This window comes from Pseudomonas benzopyrenica, from assembly GCF_036884265.1.
Classification (GTDB): domain Bacteria; phylum Pseudomonadota; class Gammaproteobacteria; order Pseudomonadales; family Pseudomonadaceae; genus Chryseomonas; species Chryseomonas benzopyrenica.
Genome location: NZ_CP145723.1, coordinates 4,352,358 through 4,372,251, shown reverse-complemented (window position 1 = coordinate 4,372,251; position 19,894 = coordinate 4,352,358). Strand labels below are relative to the sequence as shown.

Annotated in this window: 16 protein-coding genes; 10 read left to right on the top strand and 6 right to left on the bottom strand. The window is 62.3% G+C overall.

Annotated features, from left to right (window positions below; translation table 11 throughout):
* Positions 1–101 precede the first annotated feature (101 nt).
* Positions 102–995, top strand: coding sequence for a LysR substrate-binding domain-containing protein (locus tag V6W80_RS20715; protein ID WP_338545276.1), 894 nt, complete (start codon positions 102–104; stop codon positions 993–995).
* Between the two features lie 48 nt (positions 996–1,043).
* On the opposite strand, the gene V6W80_RS20710 is transcribed toward V6W80_RS20715, so the two are convergent.
* The 3 genes from V6W80_RS20710 to V6W80_RS20700 all read right to left on the bottom strand — a co-directional run bounded on the left by V6W80_RS20710 (position 1,044) and on the right by V6W80_RS20700 (position 4,776).
* Complete coding sequence (locus V6W80_RS20710) at positions 1,044–1,883, bottom strand: hypothetical protein (RefSeq protein ID WP_338545275.1); 840 nt, start codon at positions 1,881–1,883, stop codon at positions 1,044–1,046.
* 10 nt (positions 1,884–1,893) lie between these two features.
* Positions 1,894–3,783, bottom strand: a complete 1,890-nt coding sequence (locus tag V6W80_RS20705) for a 3'-5' exonuclease (RefSeq protein ID WP_338545274.1) — start codon at positions 3,781–3,783, stop codon at positions 1,894–1,896.
* A gap of 600 nt (positions 3,784–4,383) precedes the next feature.
* Positions 4,384–4,776 (bottom strand): globin domain-containing protein, encoded by a 393-nt coding sequence (locus V6W80_RS20700; RefSeq protein WP_338545273.1) that lies wholly within the window; start codon positions 4,774–4,776, stop codon positions 4,384–4,386.
* A gap of 223 nt (positions 4,777–4,999) precedes the next feature.
* Here V6W80_RS20700 and V6W80_RS20695 point away from each other — a divergent pair, with 223 nt between their 5' ends.
* Together V6W80_RS20695 and V6W80_RS20690 are read left to right on the top strand one after the other, a co-directional pair.
* Positions 5,000–5,692 (top strand): bacteriorhodopsin, encoded by a 693-nt coding sequence (locus V6W80_RS20695; protein ID WP_338545272.1) that lies wholly within the window; start codon positions 5,000–5,002, stop codon positions 5,690–5,692.
* Between the two features lie 2 nt (positions 5,693–5,694).
* The gene (locus V6W80_RS20690; protein ID WP_271653119.1) at positions 5,695–6,546 is read left to right on the top strand and encodes a Brp/Blh family beta-carotene 15,15'-dioxygenase; all 852 of its coding nucleotides are present in this window, start codon (positions 5,695–5,697) and stop codon (positions 6,544–6,546) included.
* On the opposite strand, the gene V6W80_RS20685 is transcribed toward V6W80_RS20690, so the two are convergent.
* Positions 6,520–6,999, bottom strand: coding sequence for an Lrp/AsnC family transcriptional regulator (locus V6W80_RS20685; RefSeq protein WP_064309082.1), 480 nt, complete (start codon positions 6,997–6,999; stop codon positions 6,520–6,522). The genes V6W80_RS20690 and V6W80_RS20685 overlap by 27 nt on opposite strands.
* A gap of 444 nt (positions 7,000–7,443) precedes the next feature.
* Positions 7,444–8,895: a glycine betaine/L-proline transporter ProP gene (gene proP, locus V6W80_RS20680; protein ID WP_017642711.1), complete on the bottom strand. Its 1,452-nt coding sequence runs from the start codon at positions 8,893–8,895 to the stop codon at positions 7,444–7,446.
* A gap of 126 nt (positions 8,896–9,021) precedes the next feature.
* Between proP and V6W80_RS20675 the strand changes: the two genes are divergently transcribed.
* Together V6W80_RS20675 and V6W80_RS20670 are read left to right on the top strand one after the other, a co-directional pair.
* On the top strand, positions 9,022–10,098 hold the full coding sequence (locus tag V6W80_RS20675; protein ID WP_338545270.1) for an aldo/keto reductase: 1,077 nt from the start codon (positions 9,022–9,024) through the stop codon (positions 10,096–10,098).
* A 78-nt stretch (positions 10,099–10,176) separates the two neighbouring features.
* Entirely contained in the window at positions 10,177–11,139 is a 963-nt protein-coding gene (locus V6W80_RS20670) for a DUF6515 family protein (RefSeq protein WP_017642709.1), read from the top strand.
* Between the two features lie 3 nt (positions 11,140–11,142).
* On the opposite strand, the gene V6W80_RS20665 is transcribed toward V6W80_RS20670, so the two are convergent.
* Positions 11,143–11,826, bottom strand: a complete 684-nt coding sequence (locus V6W80_RS20665) for a class I SAM-dependent methyltransferase (protein ID WP_093257443.1) — start codon at positions 11,824–11,826, stop codon at positions 11,143–11,145.
* A gap of 1,099 nt (positions 11,827–12,925) precedes the next feature.
* Here V6W80_RS20665 and V6W80_RS20660 point away from each other — a divergent pair.
* From V6W80_RS20660 to V6W80_RS20640, 5 genes are all read left to right on the top strand, one after another.
* Complete coding sequence (locus V6W80_RS20660) at positions 12,926–13,414, top strand: GspH/FimT family pseudopilin (protein ID WP_430707773.1); 489 nt, start codon at positions 12,926–12,928, stop codon at positions 13,412–13,414.
* Entirely contained in the window at positions 13,411–13,935 is a 525-nt protein-coding gene (gene pilV / locus V6W80_RS20655) for a type IV pilus modification protein PilV (RefSeq protein ID WP_338545267.1), read from the top strand. The genes V6W80_RS20660 and pilV overlap by 4 nt, the downstream gene beginning before the upstream one ends.
* Positions 13,936–13,946: 11 nt before the next feature.
* On the top strand, positions 13,947–14,858 hold the full coding sequence (locus V6W80_RS20650) for a PilW family protein (protein ID WP_338545266.1): 912 nt from the start codon (positions 13,947–13,949) through the stop codon (positions 14,856–14,858).
* Positions 14,855–15,478 (top strand): PilX N-terminal domain-containing pilus assembly protein, encoded by a 624-nt coding sequence (locus V6W80_RS20645; RefSeq protein ID WP_338545265.1) that lies wholly within the window; start codon positions 14,855–14,857, stop codon positions 15,476–15,478. Before V6W80_RS20650 ends, V6W80_RS20645 begins: the two co-directional genes overlap by 4 nt.
* Positions 15,479–15,630: 152 nt before the next feature.
* Positions 15,631–19,887 (top strand): pilus assembly protein, encoded by a 4,257-nt coding sequence (locus V6W80_RS20640; RefSeq protein ID WP_338547484.1) that lies wholly within the window; start codon positions 15,631–15,633, stop codon positions 19,885–19,887.
* The last annotated feature ends 7 nt before the right edge of the window (positions 19,888–19,894 follow it).

Sequence of the window (19,894 nt, the reverse complement as noted above, 5' to 3'; positions counted from 1 at the left end):
CTCAGGGCAGGTCTGACCTCATCACCCTAGGCTGGCAGCTGCCATATATCCAATATATTGTCCGTCTCGATTGATAGGTTTTACGACTCAATGGGGACGACATGGAATTGCGCCACCTGAGGTACTTCGTGGCGGTGGCCGAAGAGCTGCACTTCGGTCGCGCTGCCCAGCGTCTGAATCTCTCCCAGCCACCGCTCAGTCAGCAGATCCAGGCCCTGGAAACCGAGCTGGGCACGCGTCTGCTGGAGCGCACCAACCGACGCGTTGCCCTCACCGAGGCCGGCCGGCTGTTTCTCGACGAAGCCCGGCAGATCCTCCTTGCCAGCGAGCGCGCCGCCGAACGGGTCCGCCGTGCCGGCCGTGGCGAGACCGGGCAGTTGCAGGTGGGCTTCAGCGCCTCCTCGCCCTTCGTCGCCACCATCCCCAAGACCCTGTTCGCCTATCGCCGCGCCTACCCCGAGGTACGCCTGCAACTGCAGGAGATGAGCAGCCGCGAACAGATCGACGCCATGCTCGCCGGCAATCTGCAGATCGGCCTGATCCGTCCCATCGAACTGCCGGATTCCCTCGTGGCGGTCGAACTCTTTCGCGAACCCCTGGTGGTCGCCCTGCGACACGACCATCCCCTGGCGCAGCAAGGCAGCGGCCCGCTGCCCCTGGCCGCCCTCGCCGAGGAACCCTTCGTCTATTTCCCGCGCAGCTTCGGCACCGGTCTCTACGACCAGCTGCTGACCCTTACCGCCCGCGCCGGCTTCGCCCCGCGCATCGTCCAGGAGGCCAGTGAAGTCCTCATCATCCTCGGCCTGGTCGCCGCCGGCCTCGGCGTCACCGTGCTGCCCGCCACCTACCAGCGCACCCAGATGGAAGGGCTGGTCTATCGGGAGCTGGACGACCCCGAGGCGACTTCGGCGGTGTGGTTGCTGCGGCGCCGGGATGAGGTGTCGCCGCAGGCGGAGGCGTTTTTGAAGTTGTTGCTTGGTATTGATGAAAGTTAGATATGAGATGCTTGTGGCTTTTAATAGCATGCCGCTTTAGTTGCTTTTTTATGCGGCGATGCTTATTACTAATATTTCATTTATCTTGCTTTCGGAGAGCGGGTCAGTTTGATATTTTATTAAGCAGTTCAGTAATACTTGGGGCTCCGTCATCGATAAAATAAATTCTTCGACAGACTGGTCTCCAATGCTTCTGAATTTGTAGTTACCTAGAGGTATTTTTTGCTGAGTAGATATTCTCGCCTTGCCAGTTTTGTCGTATTTATTGAAGTCATATATGTCACATAGAATTTGTATTGGTGAGTCATCTATTCTTGTTGGGGGATAATACAAGCCCTTTTTGCTAGATTCCATTTCTAAGATGGGAGTTGAGTCTGGTCCTTCTAGGACTACTTTGCTAACTTCTTCATTGTCTAAAAGGTCATCTAGCTCTCTAACCGCTCCAATTATTTGCGTGCCTATGTTGACGACAGGGCCATTGTAAATAATGGTGGAGCTGTTGGCGTGTACTATGGTGTTTCCATTTCCCTCATGAGTTATTTTTACTTCTTCTCCATTGTGGGCAGACTCGTAGATATTTTTTAAAAAATCAAAAGCATTTTTTGTTGCTTCCCATATGTTTGGTGTGCCTTGGATGAATGGTAATGCTGTTTGAAGCCCTGAGTATGCCACTCCCAGGTAAGCTATAAATGAGCCGTCTTCATATCTGAAAATGCGTGCTTGAAATAGCTGCCGATCCTGTTCATGCAGTCTCTTTTTATCGGAAATAGCTCGAAACTGCCCATCGAATATGTGTTGTAGAGCTTGTAGACCTGCTGCTACTTTGTCTAGGCGGTCGCCATCCTCGAACGCCCGTCCTTTCATTTCGAACTTATAGTTATCTCGCATTTTTAGTCCTTTAAAATGGCTGGGTTATTTTTTCTTTTGGATCTTCTTGATTGGTTATAAGGGTTATTTTTTCTTTTATTTTTAGCGTAAATTCGGAGCATGCTTGATAAGTCATCACCAACCGATCAATCGCCCGCGTCATTGCCACATACAGCAAGCGCGCCTCATCCGCTTCCGGCTCGCCCTGCTTGGGCATTTCGCCTAGTCCTGGAATCAATACCAGCCCGAACTCCAATCCCTTGCTGGAGTGCATGCTGACGATCTTGACGCTGTCTTCTTCATCGTAGAGTTGGCCACGGCCCTTGGTGCTGGCGCCGGAGCGGTAGGGGATGGCGACCTTCTTGAGTTCGTATTCGGCCTGGTAGGCCTGGCGGGTGCTGCGGTAGAGGATGGCCATGTCGCTGAGCGGGCGGCCGGCGGCATGTTCGTCGCGGATGCGGGCGATGAGCAGGTCCCATTCCTCGCGGTCGCTGCCGCACTGGATGAGTTCGGGGAAGGGGCCGCGGCGGCCGGCGCTTTCCGGGGCGATCAGGGGCACGCCGTCTTCGCTGGCGTCGCGACTGGTCAGCAGTTCGGTGGCGAAGGCGCGGGCGACAGCGAGGATCTCCACCGTGTTGCGGTAGTTGAGCTTGAGGATGGTGGTGCGGCCCTGGGCCTGGATGCCGACGCTGGCGAAGCTGAAGTCCAGCGCCTTCCGGCCGCCCTTGCCGCGGTAGATGGCCTGGGCGTCGTCATAGAGCACCAGCAAGGACTGGGTGCTGGGGTCGACCATCTGCACCACCAGCTTGAACCACTCGGGGGCGAAGTCATGGCCTTCGTCGATCAGCACGGCGCTGTACTGGCCGCGGGGGATCTGGCCGCGCTCGACGCCGTCGATGGTGCGCAGCACGTACTGCTCCATCTTGGCCGCCACCGGCAGGCGCTGATCCGGCTTATCCACCTGGTAGGCGGTGAGCATCTCGGCGCACCAGGCGTGGAAGTTCTGTACTACTACCCGTTCGCCGAGGCCCTTCTGTTCGATCACCTGGCGCAGCCGGCCGGCCAGGGACTTGTTGTAGCAGAGCACCAGGATGGGTTTGACCGAGACCTTGGCCAGGTGGGCGCAGCGATAGCCGAGGATCATGGTCTTGCCACTGCCGGCGGCGCCATGGATGACGCGGTGGCCGTCGCCCAGGGAGCGCGCCAGCTGTTCCTGCTGCAGGTCCATGACCTTGATCAGGCTGGGCAGCGGCGCCTCGGCGGCGTCGAACAAGCCGAATTGGCCGGGCTGGCTGTTGACCCGTACCTCGGGGTAGAGGTGATAACGCACCCGGTCGATCTGCGGCAGGCTGAGGGCGCAGGGAAAGACGTGGGGGAACATGTCCCAGAGGCGTTGCTGGAAGGCTTCCGGGTCGGCGGATTCGGTCATCTCGTCCTGGAAGAGCACGCGCTGGGGATCGAGGACGTCGGCGAGATCGGTCTGCTCGAATTGGCGGCGGGTGATGCCGGTGAGCACCACGCCCCAGCCCCAGGGCATGATCAGTTGGCCCGGGTGAGGCGAGCTGGCGCTCTGGCGCAGCAGCGGATCTTTCTTGAGTAGCAGGTCGACTTCGAGGGTGTAGGAGCGGGCTTGCAGCAGGGGATTGGCGACGGTCTTCAGGCCGTCCTGGGTATGCAGGCGGACCTTGCCGTGGGTGACGGATTCCAGGGTGGCGAGTTTCCAGTCCTTGACCTCCAGCACCAGGATGCCGCGCCGTGGATGGAGCACGACGAAATCCGGGTAGCGCGCCTTGGGGCCGACCGGGACGTTGCTCCAGCAGAGGTAGTCGTCTTCGAGCAGTTTTTCCAGGCGCTCGGCGAAGCGACGTTCACCGGGGGTATCGAACTGGCACTGGCTGCGAGCGGGGAAAAAGCGGGCCATCGGTCATCCATTCCGAGGGGCGGCAGGGCGCGGTAAAGCGAGACCTGGCGCACAAAAAATCCTTTCGTCATACGTTAGCCAGACCGGCAAGGCGGGTAAAGCGAGGAAGGGCGTTTGGTAGGCGACTGGAGCGCTTGGCCGACCGATGGTGGCTGGCAGGTGGCCGGTATTGGGCTGTTTTGGGGGGATAGCGGTACTTCGGGGTTTGGTTTGCCCTCACCCCGGCCCTCTCCCGGGGGAGAGGGGGCGTTTGGATGAGGTGCGGTGCCTTGGGGTGTTGGGCTTCGACGATGGAGCTGTCTCAGCCCAACCTACGGGGTGTGGTTTGCCCTCACCCCAGCTCTCTCCCTGAGGGAGAGGGGGCGTTTGGGTGGGATGCGTTGCTTTGGGGCGTTGGGCTTCGACGGTGAGGCTGTCTCAGCCCAACCTACGGGGTCTGGTTTGCCCTCACCCCGGCCCTCTCCCTGGGGGAGAGGGGGTGTTTGGGTGAGGAGCGGTGCCTTGGGGTGTTGGGCTTCGACGGTGGAGCTGTCTCAATCCAACCTGCGGGTGTCGTAGGTTGGGTTGAGCGCAGCGAAGCCCAACAGGGCCCAGGCCCGCTCAGTAGTAGCTGCGTATTACCGCGATCCCTGCCTCCAGCACGCCCTGCCATTCCTGGCGCAGGGCGGGGGTGAAGTCGGCGTCGTGCTGGGCCAGGGTGGCGAGCAGGCAGTCGACCCAGAGTTCGTAGAGTTCGGGGCCTATGTCCAGCCGTGCCCGGCAATGGCTTTCGCCGAGCTGGCGCAGTTTGGTGGTGGGCATGCCGCGGGCCACCAGGACCAGGTTCATGATGCCGTGGCGCAACAGCAGCTTCTGCGCGGCCATGTCGGTATGGACGAACTTCTCCCTTACCCGGGGCGAGCTGGCCAGGAAGCGCTGGTAGAAATCATCGAAGAAGTCGGGGCTGGCGCAGCAGCGTCCGTAGCTCAGCATCACGTTCTGGGCCGGCAGCATGCGGATTCCTGGGCGGACACGAAACGACGCAGCTTGCCTCGGCCACTGCCAGGACCTCTTGACCCGGATCAAGGGCCTGCAGCGATTGGTCGCGAACACTGAAACATTTTGAACCAAGTCACGCGGCGACTTCTCTACCTTAAGCGCAGCGGTAGACCAGGAACCCCTACTCCAGAGCGGCTGGCCCCGCCGATGCGCGTCCCTTATCCTCTGGAGACCTCCAATGAGTCAGACACCCCTGCTAATCGGCTTCGTCATCATGTCGCTCGCCTCCCTGGCGATCTATGCCAAGGGCGCGCACCGTGGTCCGCTACGCGGCCACACCCTGATCCACGCCGCCGTGCCCTTCATCGCCGCTACGGCCTATCTGGCCATGTACCTGGGGGTTGGCAATCTGATCAAGCCGGATGGCAGCGTGACCTATGTCGCCCGCTACCTGGACTGGACCTTCACCACGCCACTGCTGCTGGCCGGGGTGGTGAGCTCGGTCTTTCTCGGCGCGCGTGAGCAAGAGGGACAAGGCGGCTTCGTGGCCTCCATCGTCACCCTGGACGTGGTAATGATCGTGACGGGCCTGGTGGCCTCCCTGGCGCCCTACGGCACCATCAAGTGGGTGTTCTTCGCCTGGTCCTGCGCGGCCTTCGTCGGGGTGCTCTATCTACTGTGGAAACCGCTGGCGACCCTGGCCGGGCAACATGCCGCGATCGGCGCAGCCTATCGCAAGAACACCGGCTTTCTGACCGTGCTCTGGCTGATCTATCCGGTGGTCTTCGCCATTGGCCCGGAGGGCGTGTGGATGGTGAGCGATGCGGCGACCATCTGGATCATCCTGGTGCTCGACGTGCTGGCCAAGGTGGTCTATGCCTTCACCTCCGAGCGCAATCTGCGTGCGGCCCTGGCGCGGACCGGCGTCTAAGGATGCAGGAGACCGGGCGAGGCTGGCTGGCGCTGGTACTGACCGCCGGGCTCGCCAGCCTGGCGGGCGGGGCCGGGCAACTGGCCTACGCCCTGGTGGTAGGTTTGGGTCTGGGCCTGCTGCATGGCGCCAGTGATCTGCGCCTGGTCGCACCCGGGCGGCGCCTCGCCTTTCTCGGCTGCTATCTGGCGACGGCCCTGGCCTGCCTGCTCTGCTGGCAACTGGCAGGCACGGCGGCGCTGCTGCTGTTCCTGCTGCTCTCGGCCTGGCATTTCGCCCATGAAGACGAGCTGTTTCCCAAGCGGCTGACCTCGCTGGCTTTGGGGCTGTTCATCATTGGCGGTCCGGCGGTGGTGCACGAAGCCGCCGTCGCCCGGTTGCTGGCCCTGGCCATGGGGCCGGCTGCTTCTCTTGCCCTCGCAGATTGGCTAGCCCGCGTGCTTCTACTGGGTGGGCTGCTGGCACTGCCGGTGCTGTTGCTGGCCGCCTGGCAGCAGCGTTGCCCCAGGTTGGCGGTGACGCTGCTGGCCGTGGTGCTGGCGCCGCCCCTGGTGGGGTTCGCCCTGGGCTTCTATCTGCTGCACGCCGCGCCCCAGACCGGGGTGCGCCAACGTTTGCTGGGGGCACCCACCTTCAAGGCCTATCTGCGCCTGACCTGGCCGATCCTGCTGGGCGCTGCGCTGTTTACCCTGGCCGGTGGCCTGGTGTTCCTGCTGCAGGAGCGTACCGGTATCCGCGCCCTGTTCGCCGTGCTGGCCGCCTTCGCCGTACCGCACATGCTGGTGCTGCCGCGTTTTCTCGACGCCGGCGTCGAAGCCGCGCCGCGCTCAGGGCCGCAGGTGGTTGAGCGGTAGTTCGGTACTGGCCAGGATCTGGTTGAGCACGAAGCTCGACCGCACGCTGGAGACGCCCTCGATGCGCGTCAGGGTGCCCAAGAGCAGCTGCTGGTAGTGCTCCATGTCGGGCACGACGACCTTGAGCTGATAGTCCGCATCCATGCCGGTGACCAGGCAGCACTCCAGCACCTCGGGGCACTGGGCGATGATCGCCTGGAAGTTCTCGAAGCGCTCCGGGGTGTGTCTATCCATGCCGATGAGGACGAAGGCGGTCAGCGACAGGCCAAGTTTCTTGCGATCCAGCAGGGCCACCTGGCGGGTGATGTAGCCGCTGTCTTCCAGTTGCTTGACTCGTCTTGAACAGGGCGAGGGCGACAGGCCAATGCGTTCGGCCAGTTCTTGATTGGAAAGACGCGCATCGCGCTGCAGTTCTGCCAAGATTTTCAGATCGAAGCGATCGAGTTTGTCCATTTTTCATGCCTTGCGCTATCGGGTTGCGTCCAATCCTAGGTTTCTAGCCATGAATTGCGCAAGAGGTAGGAAAGAGTGCGCACAACGCAAACCTCTGCCGGCGGCAGGGGCGTAAGCTGAACTCAACTTCGATAGCCCGGTAGAGCTGTCCAACGGAAGTGCCCCAGGAGGGCCTTTCGCATCGCCAACGACGGTATCCCGTCCGCCGCGCCCGGGCCCGCCCAGGTCACCATTCCTGGTCGATCGCAGCCACCGTCACGAGCGGTGCGAGAGGACAACGAATTCAAGGGGAGGCCGCAAGGTCTCCCCTTTTCTTTTGGGTGGGATTTGGGGGGCGAGGAGGGCGTCTGGGGAAGGTTGGGTAAGGGGGAAGAGCATCGCGGCCATGGGCCGCTCCTACAGCGGTATATGCCTGTAGGAGCGGCCGCGATCAATCCGTGAAACTCACGCCTGTCCCGGCGGCTGCTTGTCCACGGTCAGGGGTGCGTCGCTGGCGAGGAACTCCCGGGCCTCTTCTTCGCTGGCTACCGAGGGTGGCGAGCCGCGCAGGGGTTGGCCGGCGGTTTCGCGCACGGTCAGCATGGTCAGGATGCCGATCACCGCTGCAGCCATCAGGTAGTAGGCCGGCACCAGGGGGTCGCCGGTCTTTTCCACCAGCCAGGCGGTGACCAGCGGAGTGGTCCCGCCAAACAGCGACACCGAGATGTTGAAGGCGATGGACAGGGCGCTGTAGCGGATCGGGGTGTAGAACAGCGCCGGCAGGGTGGACGGCATGGTGCTGGTAAAGCAGGCCAGGGCCATGCCCAGCAGCATCAGGCCGAGGAAGATCAGCCAGTCGTGGCCGCTGCCGATCAGCTTGAGGCAGGGAATCGCCAGGACCAGGATCGCCACGCACGCACCGATGATCATCGGCTTGCGCCCCAACCGGTCGCTGAAGAAACCGCCCAGGATGTTGAGCGGCATCATCACCACCATGACGATGAGGATCAGCAGCAGACCCTTGGTCTCGGCGTAGCCCATGGTCACCGCCAGATAGCTGGGCATGTAGGTCAGCAGCATGTAGTCGGTGACGTTGAACACCAATACCAGGCCGACGCACTTGAGCAGGGCGACCCGATGCAGGGTGAACAGCTCGCGCAGACTGTGCGCAGGACCGTCCGCGGCCTTGCCTTCGTTGGCCTCGGTGTGGGCCTTGAACGCCGGAGTCTCTTCCAGCTTTAGGCGCATGTAGAGGCCGAGTAGGCCGAGGGGACCGGCGATGAAGAAGGGCACGCGCCAGCCCCAGTCGAGCAACTGTTCCTGGGTCAGGGCCGCGGTGAGCGCCGTGACCGTTCCCGCGCCGGCGATATAGCCGGCCAGGGTGCCGAATTCCAGCCAGCTGCCCATGCGTCCGCGGGTCTTGTCTGTGGCGTACTCGGCGATGAAGGTCGCCGCTCCCCCGTATTCACCGCCGGTTGAGAAGCCTTGGACGACACGTGCCAGCAGCAGCAGGGCAGGCGCCCAGATGCCGATGCTCTCGTAGCTGGGGATGAGGCCGATGCTGAAGGTGCCCAGGGCCATCATGATCATGGTCAGGGCCAGCACCTTCTGGCGACCGTACTTGTCACCCAGGGGGCCGAACACCATGCCGCCGAGGGGGCGGACCAGAAAGGCCACGGTAAAGGTGGCGAAGGTGGCGATCAGCTGGGCGGCGGCATCGCCGTCGGGAAAGAAGACCTTGCCAAGGGTCACGGCCAGGTAGCCATAGACGCCGAAATCGAACCACTCCATGGCATTGCCAAGGGCGGCGGCGCCGACGGCGCGCTTGACCAGGGAATTGTCGACGATGGTGAGGTCGTCCGGCTTTACCTCATGGCGACGCTTGAACCAGCCAACGTGATGATGGTGTTTCGACATGTGTTTTCCTCCTTGCGTGGGGCCATAGACCCAAGCGGACCGCTGTAAGTGCGATTCCTGTGCGGTTGAAACTTGCCGAACACGCCTGGAGTCGACCCTTTATCGGTAAAAACTCTTGGAGGCACCATGCAATATCGTCCGCTCGGCCACTCCGGCCTGCTAATTTCCCAACTCGCCCTTGGCACCCTGCAGGTGGGTGGTCGTGATGGCTTCGAGAAGTGCGGTGGCATCGACCTGCGCACCCTGCGACGCCTGTTCGACATCGCCTTCGACGCCGGGGTGAATCTGGTGGATACCGCCGATCTGTATTCCTACGGCCTGGCCGAGGAACTCGTCGGCCAGGCCCTGGGCGACAAGCGCGACGACATACTGCTGGCATCCAAGGGGCGGAGCGCCATGAGCGACGACCCCAACGACAGCGGCGCTTCGCGCTATCACCTGATCCGCGCCTGCGAGAACAGCCTGCGCCGGCTGGGCACCGATCACCTGGATCTCTACCAGCTGCACAACTGGGACGGGGTCACCCCCATCGAAGAGACGCTGGAGGCCATGACCCACCTGGTGCAAAGCGGCAAGGTGCGCTACTTCGGCACCAGCAACTACACCGGCTGGCAAATGATGAAGACCCTCGGCAAGGCTGAGCTGCACGGTTTCATCAAGCCGGTCAGCCAGCAGATCTATTACACCCCGGAATCCCGCGAGGCGGAGTACGAACTGTTGCCGCTGGCCCTCGACCAAGAGGTCGGCACCCTGGTCTGGGGCCCCATGGGCGAGGGTCTGCTGACCGGCTCGACCCGCCGCGGCAAGCCTGCGCCGCAGGGGACGCGCCAGGGCAGCGATTGGCCCGAGCCCTATGTACACGATCCCGAACGCGCCCTGGACATCATCGAGACCCTGGCCGCGGTGGGCGATGCCCATGGCGTCTCGGTAGCCCAGGTCTGCCTGGCCTGGCTCAGGGATCGCCCGGGCATCACCAGCCTGATCGTCGGCGCCCGCAGCGAAGCCCAGCTGCACGACAACCTGGCGGCCATGGAGCTGGCGCTGACGGCAGAGGAGTCCGCCCGGATCGAGGCGGCGACCCGTCGCGAGCCGCTGTATCCCTATTGGCACCGCATCGTCGCCGGGATGGATCGACTGGATCCGGCCGAGCAGCCGTTCCTGGCCGAGCAGCGCAAGACCCTGGAGCAGCGCCGCGACAAATAGGGCGAGCGGCTAACGGCCGGGCTGGGGGAGGGTCCAAGCCTTGGGGTACTCTGGGCCATCCCCTCGTGGAGCCGTGCGATGAAATCGCCTGCCGTGCTGTTCGCGCTTGTCTTCTCCGGCGTTTCGCTCTGGAGCATCGCGCCCGCCTGGGCCGATAACAACTATCGCCTGGGCGGCGTCTATGTGAATCCGCCGCCGGGCGCCCAGCCGCCACCCGTCATTCCCCCAGGCAATGCTGGGCGCTGGCAGGGCCGCGGTCAGGGTGACTGGAATGGCGGCTCGCCCGGACGCGGCAATGGTCCAGCCCTGGAGCGCTGGGAGCGCAACGATCCACCACCGCCGCGACCAGGCTATCAGCCGGCCTGGCAAGACCGCCCCGTCCCGCTGCCGCGTCCAGGCTACATGATGCCGGCGCCTGACCAGCCCGGTCGGAATTATCCGCCGCCGCCACCCCCACGACCGGAGCGGGACCCGCATTGGTCCGGCCCGCGTCCCGGTTGGGGCGCTAATCCCCAGTGGCGACCCGGTTTCGAGGTACCGGGCGTGCCGGCCGGTTTCACCCGCGTCTGGTATCGGGACAGTCAGTATTACTACGCCGACGGCTACTGGTATCGGCCCCAGGGGCCGCGCTATGTGGTGACCCTGCCGCCGACCGGGGTACGCGTCAGCGTCTTGCCGGCCTTTGCCGAAACGCTGTGGATGGGCGGCACCACCTACTATTTCGCCGCGGGCAGCTATTACCGCACCGATCCGGGCGGCGGCTTCGTCACCGTCGCCGATCCCAACGTCGCTGCAGTACCGACCACGACGGCAGCACCTGCCGGGACCGGCTACGATGCCTATGACGTTACCGCCTATCCCTTGCAGGGCCAGCCGCCCGAACGCTACGCCACGGATCGCTACGATTGCCGCCGCTACGCCGCCGGTGAGTCGGGCTTCGATCCCGAACGACCCGGTGCGGTTGGCGATCCCTACCTGACCCAGCGTTTCCGCCAAGCCCTGGCCGCCTGCCTGGCGAGGCGTGGGTATCGGGTGGAGTAGCGCTCAGTCGTTGGTCAGCTGCACCAGGGTGAACAGCCCAAAGGGCGGCACGCTGCTGCGACTGGCGCGGCGCAGGTCTTCGCGGGAAAGGATGGAGTCCATGGCGAAGTCAGGGTGCCAGCCCAGCTTGCGCGAGGCCGGCGCCAGGGTCTTTTCCGCCAGCAGGCGCAGGCCGCTCTCGGCCTGGAAGTGATTGACCAGCAAGAGGTGGCCACCCGGCTTAACCACCCGCCGCATCTCCTGCATCAGCTTGCGCGGATTGGGCACAACGGAGGCTACGAACATGGCCACGGCGATATCGAAAGAGCCGGTGGGCAGGCCGGTTTCCTCGGCATTGGCTTCGAGCAGCGCCTCCACCGTGGTGATCTCGTCGCGCGCGACCCGGTCCCGCGCCTTGGCCAGCATGTCCGGCGAGAGATCGATCCCGGTGACGCGCTTGTCGGCGCCATAGTGCGGCAGGGCGAGACCAGTTCCTACCCCGACCTCCAGCACCCGGGTACCCGCCAGGGCATTGACCGCCGCCACCGCCCGCTTGCGACCGGGCGCAGAGACGCCACCAAACACTCGATCATAGACATTGGCCCAGCGCCGGTAGGCGGAAATGATGGCGGCATTGTCCAGCGCGGAGTGCGGTGCGGACGTGTCGGCGGTATCTAGCGAATAATCGATTTTCTTCGAGTCGTGCATAGCGGCCTTGTCATTGTCGGTAGATGAAAGCAGAGGCGTTACGGAGCTAACTCAGAGCGGTGTCCGATGGTGGGAGGTGCGCGCCTATGGCGAGGCAGAGGCGCTCCAGAAATGCAGTGCGACAAGGGTTCGCGGGCTTGGCGCCTCCTGCCCGCGAGGCAGGCGCAGGGCCCAAGGCGGTACGCGACAGTCCTTGTTCTCGTTCTTTTTAAAACAATTACGAAGTCTTTGGCTAGTTATGGGTGAAGGAGTTATTCATGAATGAGAGGTTGGTGCTTTTAATGCGTTCTTTATTGTTTGGCTCTTCAGTCAAATATGAAGATTGAACAAGTTTTATTGTTTGTTCGTTCAATCAGCGGAACGGAGTGGCGGGATATGGATGTTGCTGGGAAAGCCCACGGGGCGTGCGCTCATGTCTGAATTTCCGCCAAGCAGTATAGGAATCACCACTTTGATCTAATGGTAAGATTACTACGCTGGGCACCTTCGCCTTGACAGGTGGCTGGACCAGCGTTTCGCTGACACTTAGCTTGCGTTTGTTGCGCCAGAAGAGCGAATGGCGCGGTGGCTTCGGGCCGGATTGGATACTTAGGCTGTTAGGGCAGGGCGTCTCCAGGGTGCCTGGCGCTTCACCAGGTGCCGGTTGACTGGAATGCCGCATTACTGCTTCTCGCTGATACCAGCGATTCTAGACCGCTTTCGGCGGTCTGCCCGGGCCTTGTATGGTCTGCAGTATTGTACTCAGGCCTTGTCCAAGGCGGCGGAGAACCGTCGAGGTTTTTCGTTAGCAGGCTATTCGGTGTCTGGCTTTATTTGCATCTGAGGAATGAATGCTGCCTCGAAAGGCGGTTTCCCTGACAAGGCCACCGATCATCATGCTTTAGAGGCCGAATGTCATACGTCTACTGACTTGCGCCAAGAATAGCCGCAGCATGGCGGAAGAATCATTTTCGATGGCCGGCGTGGGGGACTCGAGGTCCCGGGCTCTCGTTCGGCCGTGCGAATGCTCAAGGATGACGGCTGAGCGCTGTTTTGCTGCGGAATCGGAATCCCGGCTAACGCCTTTCGCTTGGGTACTGCAGTCGTGAAGAGAGTGTCATTGCGTAGAACCTGGGGTTTCACCCTGATCGAGATGCTGGTGGTGGTCACCCTGATGGGGATCTTCGTGGCCATTGCCGCGCCCAGTTTCGCGGGACTGATTCGTTCCAACCGGGTCCAGGCCGCCGCCGATGAGCTGGTGGGGGTACTGCAGTACGCGCGGGGTGAGGCCGTCACCCGGGGCGTGACCGTGACCCTGACGGCGACCGACGCCAACGCCTGGAACGCCGGCTTCACCCTGTCCGCCGCCGGGCAGACGCCGCCGCTGCGGCGCATCGATGCGAGCGGCCTGCAGACCGGGGTGACGGTCAGCTCGGGGGCGGCCCAGGCCAGCTTCAGTGCAACGGGCACCAGCGGCGCCAGCACCAACCAGTGCTTCACCATCTGTTCCGCCGACCAGTCCGGGCAATGCCGTTTCGTCGGCCTCAGCGTGACCGGGCGCATCACTCCGCCCTCGACGACCCGACCGCAGACCGGGGAGTGCTCGTGATACGTACCCAGTCCGGCTTCAGCATGATCGAGGTACTGGTCAGCGTGGTGCTGATCTGCGTGGGGCTGCTCGGTATCGCCGCCCTGCAGAGCAAGGCCGTGCCCTTCACCCAGGATTCCGTCCAGCGCAATGCCGCCATCATGTTGAGCAACGACCTGCTCGAGCTGGTGCGCAGTCACCCCGACGCCCTTGCCGACTATCTCAAGGCGCCCGGCGACGACTTCGCCAGCGCGCCGGACAGCTGCCTGCCCACGCCCGCGGCCGCAGCGGACCAGCTCGCTTGCTGGGCAGCCCAGGCGAGTGCGCTGCTGCCGGGCGCTGCGGATCTGTTGAATGGCTCCTTCTATGTCTGTCGCAATGCCACCCCCGGGCTTACCGGCGCGACGGCCTCCTGTACCGGTGGCGACTATCTCGAGATCCAGGTGGCCTGGAGCGCACCCCTCGACAGCTGCCTGGACGGCACCACGACCAGCAGCGGGACCAGCTCCATCTGTACCTATCGCGTACGAACCCGACTCTGAAGGCGCCCGTCATGCTCAACCGTTTCGCGACCGTACCGGTCCGGCAGCAGGGACTATCCATCGTCGAGCTGATGGTTGCCCTGGCGCTCAGCAGCTTCCTGATCCTTGGCGTCACCGAGCTCTACATCAGTAATAAGAGGACCTATCTCTTCCAGCAGGGCCAGGAACTCAACCAGGAGAACGGGCGCTTCGCGCTGGCGCTGTTGAACCAGGAACTGGCCAAGGCCGGCTATCGTCGGCGCCCGGACATCGCCGTCAACCGGGATTTTCCCGCGGATAGCGGGACGACCACCACCGGTAACGCCCTTGGCTGCAACTTCGCCGCAGGTGCAGCGGTGACGGGCAACGCCACCAGCCTCTGCATCCGCTACCAGGCCCGCGACGTCCAGGAGACCAATTGCCGGGGGCAGGTGCTCAGTGCCCAGTCGGCCGCCCTGGCCAACAATGCCGATGCGCCTTACGAGTATTCCAACACGGCGCAGAACGCGGTGATCGTCGAGCGCTTCTCGTTGGCGGCCGATACCAACGTCACGACCGGCGCGGCTAATGAGCGGCCCGGTGCCCTGGTATGTGCCAGCAATCTGCTGGCCTGTGGCAATGGCGCCTGTACCCGCACCAACGGCGACACCACGACCGCGCAGCTCATCGGCGGCGTCCGCGACCTGCGCTTCGACTATGGCGTAGGGGCCGATCGCAGCGTCACCGCCTTCAGCCTCACCCCCGCCGTCAGCGCGGCCAACCTGATCCGCACGGTGCGTTACTCCGCGCTGATGCAGGCACCAGCCCAGGGCTTGCGGGACAGCAGCGAGACGCCCGCCGTCCTGACCCAGTGGAACGGACGCTACGCCACTACCCTCACCGGCAACGCCTATCTCTACCAGATCGCCCAGGACACCATCACCTTGAGGAACCTGATGCCATGACCGCCTTGCACAACCTCGCCGGGCAAAGGCAGCGCGGTGCCTCCTTGCTGATCGCCCTGATCCTGCTGCTGCTGCTGACGCTCCTGGCGCTGACCAGCCTGCGCAGCGTCATCCTGGAATCGCGGGTGATGGGCAACATCAAACAGCAACGCAACCTGCAGAGCGCCGCCGAAACCGCGCTCCGTACCGGGGAGGGCGTGCTGGGCAGGGTCGTCGCGGCGCCGGACCTGGCGAGCACCTGCACGATGACCTTCTGCGTGCCCTATCAGCTGCGTAACAACGCCTATCTCAATGCTGCTGGCGCGGCCTTGGGCAGCCAGACGATCGGTACCCGTAGCGTGCCCCTGGGTTACATGACGCCGCTGTTCCGCAACGGCGACCCCAGCGCCACCCTGGACGGCTACAGCATCCTGAGCAACGCCAGTGCTACCGAGACGCCCAATGCCCGCTGGTACGTGGTCGACCTCGGACCGCTGGACAATGGCAGTGAAAACAATTGCGCCCTGACCGGCTGTGGTACCCGCTACTACGAAGTCAACAGCTGCGCCGGCGCGGGCTGTGCGAGCGCGCAGGGCGGGCAGCGGATCACCTTCCGCTCAGTCATGGCTAAGAGCTTTTAATGCGCGAGGATCATTCGATGAATGTTCAAACGGGTTGTCCTGGCTGGGTAGCGCTGTTGATAGCTCTGGTTTTCCCAACCCTGGGACAGGCCACCACTACGTTTCCTAACCAGTCGCCCCTATTCGTTAGCCAAGCGGAGCCTCCATTGGCGATGCTGGTATTGGGCAAGGATCATTCGCTGTTTTTCGAAGCTTACAACGATGCCAGCGATATTGACGGCGATGGCGTACTGGATCTGAAGTTCAAGCCGGCCATTGCCTACTACGGTCTCTTCGACTCGGCCCTGTGCTACAGCCATTCCGGCGGCAGCGGCAACGGCGACAAGTTCACCCCCATCGGGAAGGCCACCAGCAATAGCGCTGGGACCTATGCCACCTGCTCGGGGAGCTGGTCCGGCAACTGGCTCAACTACGTCACCACCAGTCGCATCGATGCCCTGCGCAAGGTGCTCTACGGCGGCTATCGACAGCTCGATGACACCTCCCAGACCGTCCTGCGGCGGGCCTACATCCCGCAGGATGGCCACTCCTGGGCCAAGGAGTACACCAGCGTCGCCGTCGATGGCTACGACATCGCTAATTTCACGCCCCTGAGTGCGCCTGCCAACGGCACCCGATTGTTCTTCGGCAACGTAACCATGACTGCCGGCACCAACTGCAGTGTCTTGAGTTCCTGCAGCAACCTGCCGCCGTTGTTGTCCGTGGTCAAAACCGCGGATACCACGACACGGGTCTGGGATTGGGCGTCTTCGGAATCCCCGGTGCTGAACAACAACACCTACGGTAGGGGTACCCGTACCAACTACACCGTACAGGTAGCGGTCTGCACGAGTGACTATCACGACAACGACTGCCAAGCCTATCCCAACGGGCAGTACAAACCGGTCGGATTGCTGCACGACTTCGGTGCCGACGACGCCATGCTTTTCGGCTTGTTGACGGGCAGCTACAACAAGAACATGTCCGGTGGCGTGCTGCGCAAGGTCGTATCCAGGTTCAGCACCGAAGTGAACGCCAGTACCGGAGTCTTCAGCGCCAACGCCACTATCGTCAAAGCCCTCGACGCCTTGCGCATCCGTGACTACAACAACGGGGGCACCGGCAGTGCCTATCGGCGCGGTAGCTATCGAACCGGCATCATGCCGGAAGGCTATTATCCCGACTGGGGCAATCCCATCGCCGAGATGATGTACGAAACGTTGCGCTACTTCGCGGGTAAGGCCGCGGCGACCGCTGCCTTCACCGGCAACAATACCGATACCGGCAGGAACGAAGACGCGTATGTGGGACTTCCCCAGCCGGCGTGGGACAACCCCTATGCCAGCAATAGCGCCGCCAATGCCCACTGGTGTGCCAAGCCGAACATGCTGGTGATGAGCAACGTCAACGTCTCCTACGATTCGGATCAGTTACCTGGCAGTACCTTCGCGTCCTTCAGCGGTGATCTCAGCGGGCTCGACGTCAGCGCTCAAGCCACTGCCATCAGCGCTCTGGAGCCTTCGGTCGCGGGCCAGCGCTACATAGGTGCGGTAGGTCGCGACAACGAGGACTATGCACCGACGGCCAAGGCGGTCACCACTCTCGCCAATATCCGCGGTTTGGCGCCCGAAGAACCAACCAAACAAGGGAGCTACTATTCGGCCTCGGTGGCCCGCTATGGCGCGAACACCGATCTGAACAGCGTCTCGGGCGATCAGAAAACCAACACCTACGTCGTCGCCCTGGCATCCTCGCTGCCCAAGTTTGAATTCAGCGTTGGCGGCAGGACGGTTTCCCTGGTGCCCTTCGCCAAGACCATCAACGGTGCGAGCACCAATCGAACCAAGGGTAACTACCAGCCAACCGATGCCATCGTCGATCTGTATGTAGAGTCCTACAGCAGTACGGGCGCCGTCTTTCGCGTCAACTACGAAGCCGATGAGCAGGGCAATGACTTCGATAGTGACGTTATCGTCAAGTACGACATCAGCGTAACTGGCGGTCAGCTGAGGGTGGTGGTGACCCCTACGGCCCAGTCCACGGGCAGTAACCAGAACCTCGGCTATGTAATCTCCGGTACCAATCGCGACGGAACCTATCTCGTCGTCCAGGACAAGGACACCAGCCTCAAGTACTTCCTCAATGTGCCGCCGGGCCGGGATGCCGGTTACTGCGATTACGGCTCCGAGGCGAACATGCCCGCCTCCTGCGCCCTGCTGCCCTGGATCAACGGTAGCCCGGCGGCTAGTACTCAGATGTTCACGCCGGGCAGTACCGCGGCCACCACGCTGAACAATCCCCTGTGGTTCGCCGCCAAGTACGGTATCGCTGGACGGGATACGACTGGAATCAGTAGCGATCCGGATAACTACTTCCTGGTCACCAATGCCGCGAGACTGAAAAGCCAGTTGCGCGCTGCCCTGAGTCAGATTTTGCAGAACAACAATTCCGTGGCGGCGCCTGCGGTATTGCCCTCGCAAAGCGCGAGCAGTGGCACGACGACCAACTACGACACCTATGCCACAGGCCTCAACGTGGCGTACTGGAGCGGCGAACTGACCAAGACGACAGTGGCTATCAACACCACTGCCAGTGCTACGAACAAGACGACCACTACAGTCTGGAAGGCCAGTACGGTGATGCCGGCCTGGACCGAACGCAATATTCTGATCCCTGCGGTTCCCGGGGACGGAGAGGGGGTGCGCTCCTTCACCTATAAGAACCTTGCGGACCGAACCTACGACGGCAAGCCCCTGCAAACCAATCTGGACGCCGATAAGGTCAACTTCCTCAAGGGCGATACGTCCAAGGAGTCTTCCCTCTATCGCAAGCGCTCGTCCTTGTTGGGCGACATCGTCAATTCCGCGCCTGCGGTGGCGAGTGGCGCTCAGTACCTGACCAGCGCTGCCAATGCGCTGGAAGGCGCTACGGGTGACTACGCCGCCTTCAAGAAGGCCCAGGCGAGTGTCGCGCCCATGGTCTACGTCGGCGCCAACGATGGCATGTTGCATGGCTTCAACGCCAACACGGGCAAGGAGGTCTTCGCCTTCATTCCCACGGCGGTAATTCCCAACCTCTATCAGTTGGCCCGTTCTTCCTACAACGACGCCAATGCTTCGCTACATACTTACTATGTGGACGGCTCGCCCGTCATCGCCGACGTCTTCCTCGACCAATGGCGCAAGGTTCTCATCGGTACCCTGCGTGGTGGTGGTAAGGAGATCTTCGCGCTGGATATCACCGATCCAACGAAGCCTAAGTTGTTATGGGAGTTCACCGGGGCGGACATCCGCACCAATTCTTCGGCCAACAGTAGCGCGAAAGCGGTGAAGAATTCGCGTAGCGATCCCACGTTGGGCAACAGTTTCGGTACTCCGCTGGTGGTTCGATTGCACTCTGGGCAGTGGGCCGTACTGTTTGGCAATGGCTATGATGGCGACGGCCGCAAAGCCGCACTTTATGCCTTGAATGTAGCGGACGGCTCGCTCATAGGTCCCAATTTTCCACTGGTGGTCGAAACCGATAGCAAGAGCAACGGGCTGTTCAACCTGAAGTCTCTGGACGTCAACTCCGACGGTATCGCCGACTATGTCTACGGCGGTGATCTGCAGGGCAATCTATGGCGGTTTGACCTGATCGCCAATGGCGATCTCACGAGTTCGGCACGGGCCTCGGACTTCAAGGTTTCCTTTGGCGGTAGTCCGCTCTACCGGGCCAGGAGCAGTGACAAAAAGGGTACCGTCCAACCCATCACGGCGCCGCCGTCGGTGGTCCGTCATCCATCCGGTAAAGGCTTTGTGGTTATGTTCGGCACCGGCAGCTATTTTACCCTGGAGGACAAGTCGTCTACCGACCTGCAGAGTATCTATGGCATATGGGACAAGAATGTCGCCACGGTCTCTACCTCCAATGCCGCAGCCACTACGCCGACGCTCAATCGCGGCTCTTTGCAACAGCAAGCCTTTTCCCAAGAGACCTCTCTTAGCGGCAAGGCCGTGCGAGTACTTAGCAACAACAGCGTGAACTGGTCCGCGGCAAGCGGCTGGTATCTTGACCTCGCCTATAATGACTCCCTGCTTGGCGAGCGTATGGTCGATCCCATGACGGCCAGCGGACAGGCCCTGTTTTTCAGCACCATCACGCCCAATGGTGAGGTGTGCGCAGCGGGTATCTCCGGCTGGACCTACGCGGTGGACCCCCATTCGGGAGGACGCACGACCTTCAATGTGTTCGACCTCAACGGCGATGGAGTGGTCAACGCTGCGGACAGTACGAACGGCACGGTGATCTCTGGATTCGACACCCCCGCTGGAGGAGCTACCTTGTCGGGTAGTCAACTGGGCAGTACGGACGCTACATTGACCACTATCAACAAGGGCCCCCAGGCCTCGGGCCGGCAAACCTGGCGGGTGATACCGCAACCGCAATAAGTTCGGG

Excerpts from the sequence above, each read along its gene's own strand:
- V6W80_RS20715 (WP_338545276.1), top strand. The coding sequence starts at position 102 with ATGGAATTGCGCCACCTGAGGTACTTCGTGGCGGTGGCCGAAGAGCTG.
- V6W80_RS20710 (WP_338545275.1), bottom strand. The coding sequence starts at position 1,883 with ATGCGAGATAACTATAAGTTCGAAATGAAAGGACGGGCGTTCGAGGAT.
- V6W80_RS20705 (WP_338545274.1), bottom strand. The coding sequence starts at position 3,783 with ATGGCCCGCTTTTTCCCCGCTCGCAGCCAGTGCCAGTTCGATACCCCC.
- V6W80_RS20700 (WP_338545273.1), bottom strand. The coding sequence starts at position 4,776 with ATGCTGCCGGCCCAGAACGTGATGCTGAGCTACGGACGCTGCTGCGCC.
- V6W80_RS20695 (WP_338545272.1), top strand. The coding sequence starts at position 5,000 with ATGAGTCAGACACCCCTGCTAATCGGCTTCGTCATCATGTCGCTCGCC.
- V6W80_RS20690 (WP_271653119.1), top strand. The coding sequence starts at position 5,695 with ATGCAGGAGACCGGGCGAGGCTGGCTGGCGCTGGTACTGACCGCCGGG.
- V6W80_RS20685 (WP_064309082.1), bottom strand. The coding sequence starts at position 6,999 with ATGGACAAACTCGATCGCTTCGATCTGAAAATCTTGGCAGAACTGCAG.
- proP (WP_017642711.1), bottom strand. The coding sequence starts at position 8,895 with ATGTCGAAACACCATCATCACGTTGGCTGGTTCAAGCGTCGCCATGAG.
- V6W80_RS20675 (WP_338545270.1), top strand. The coding sequence starts at position 9,022 with ATGCAATATCGTCCGCTCGGCCACTCCGGCCTGCTAATTTCCCAACTC.
- V6W80_RS20670 (WP_017642709.1), top strand. The coding sequence starts at position 10,177 with ATGAAATCGCCTGCCGTGCTGTTCGCGCTTGTCTTCTCCGGCGTTTCG.
- V6W80_RS20665 (WP_093257443.1), bottom strand. The coding sequence starts at position 11,826 with ATGCACGACTCGAAGAAAATCGATTATTCGCTAGATACCGCCGACACG.
- V6W80_RS20650 (WP_338545266.1), top strand. The coding sequence starts at position 13,947 with ATGCTCAACCGTTTCGCGACCGTACCGGTCCGGCAGCAGGGACTATCC.
- V6W80_RS20645 (WP_338545265.1), top strand. The coding sequence starts at position 14,855 with ATGACCGCCTTGCACAACCTCGCCGGGCAAAGGCAGCGCGGTGCCTCC.
- V6W80_RS20640 (WP_338547484.1), top strand. The coding sequence starts at position 15,631 with ATGCTGGTATTGGGCAAGGATCATTCGCTGTTTTTCGAAGCTTACAAC.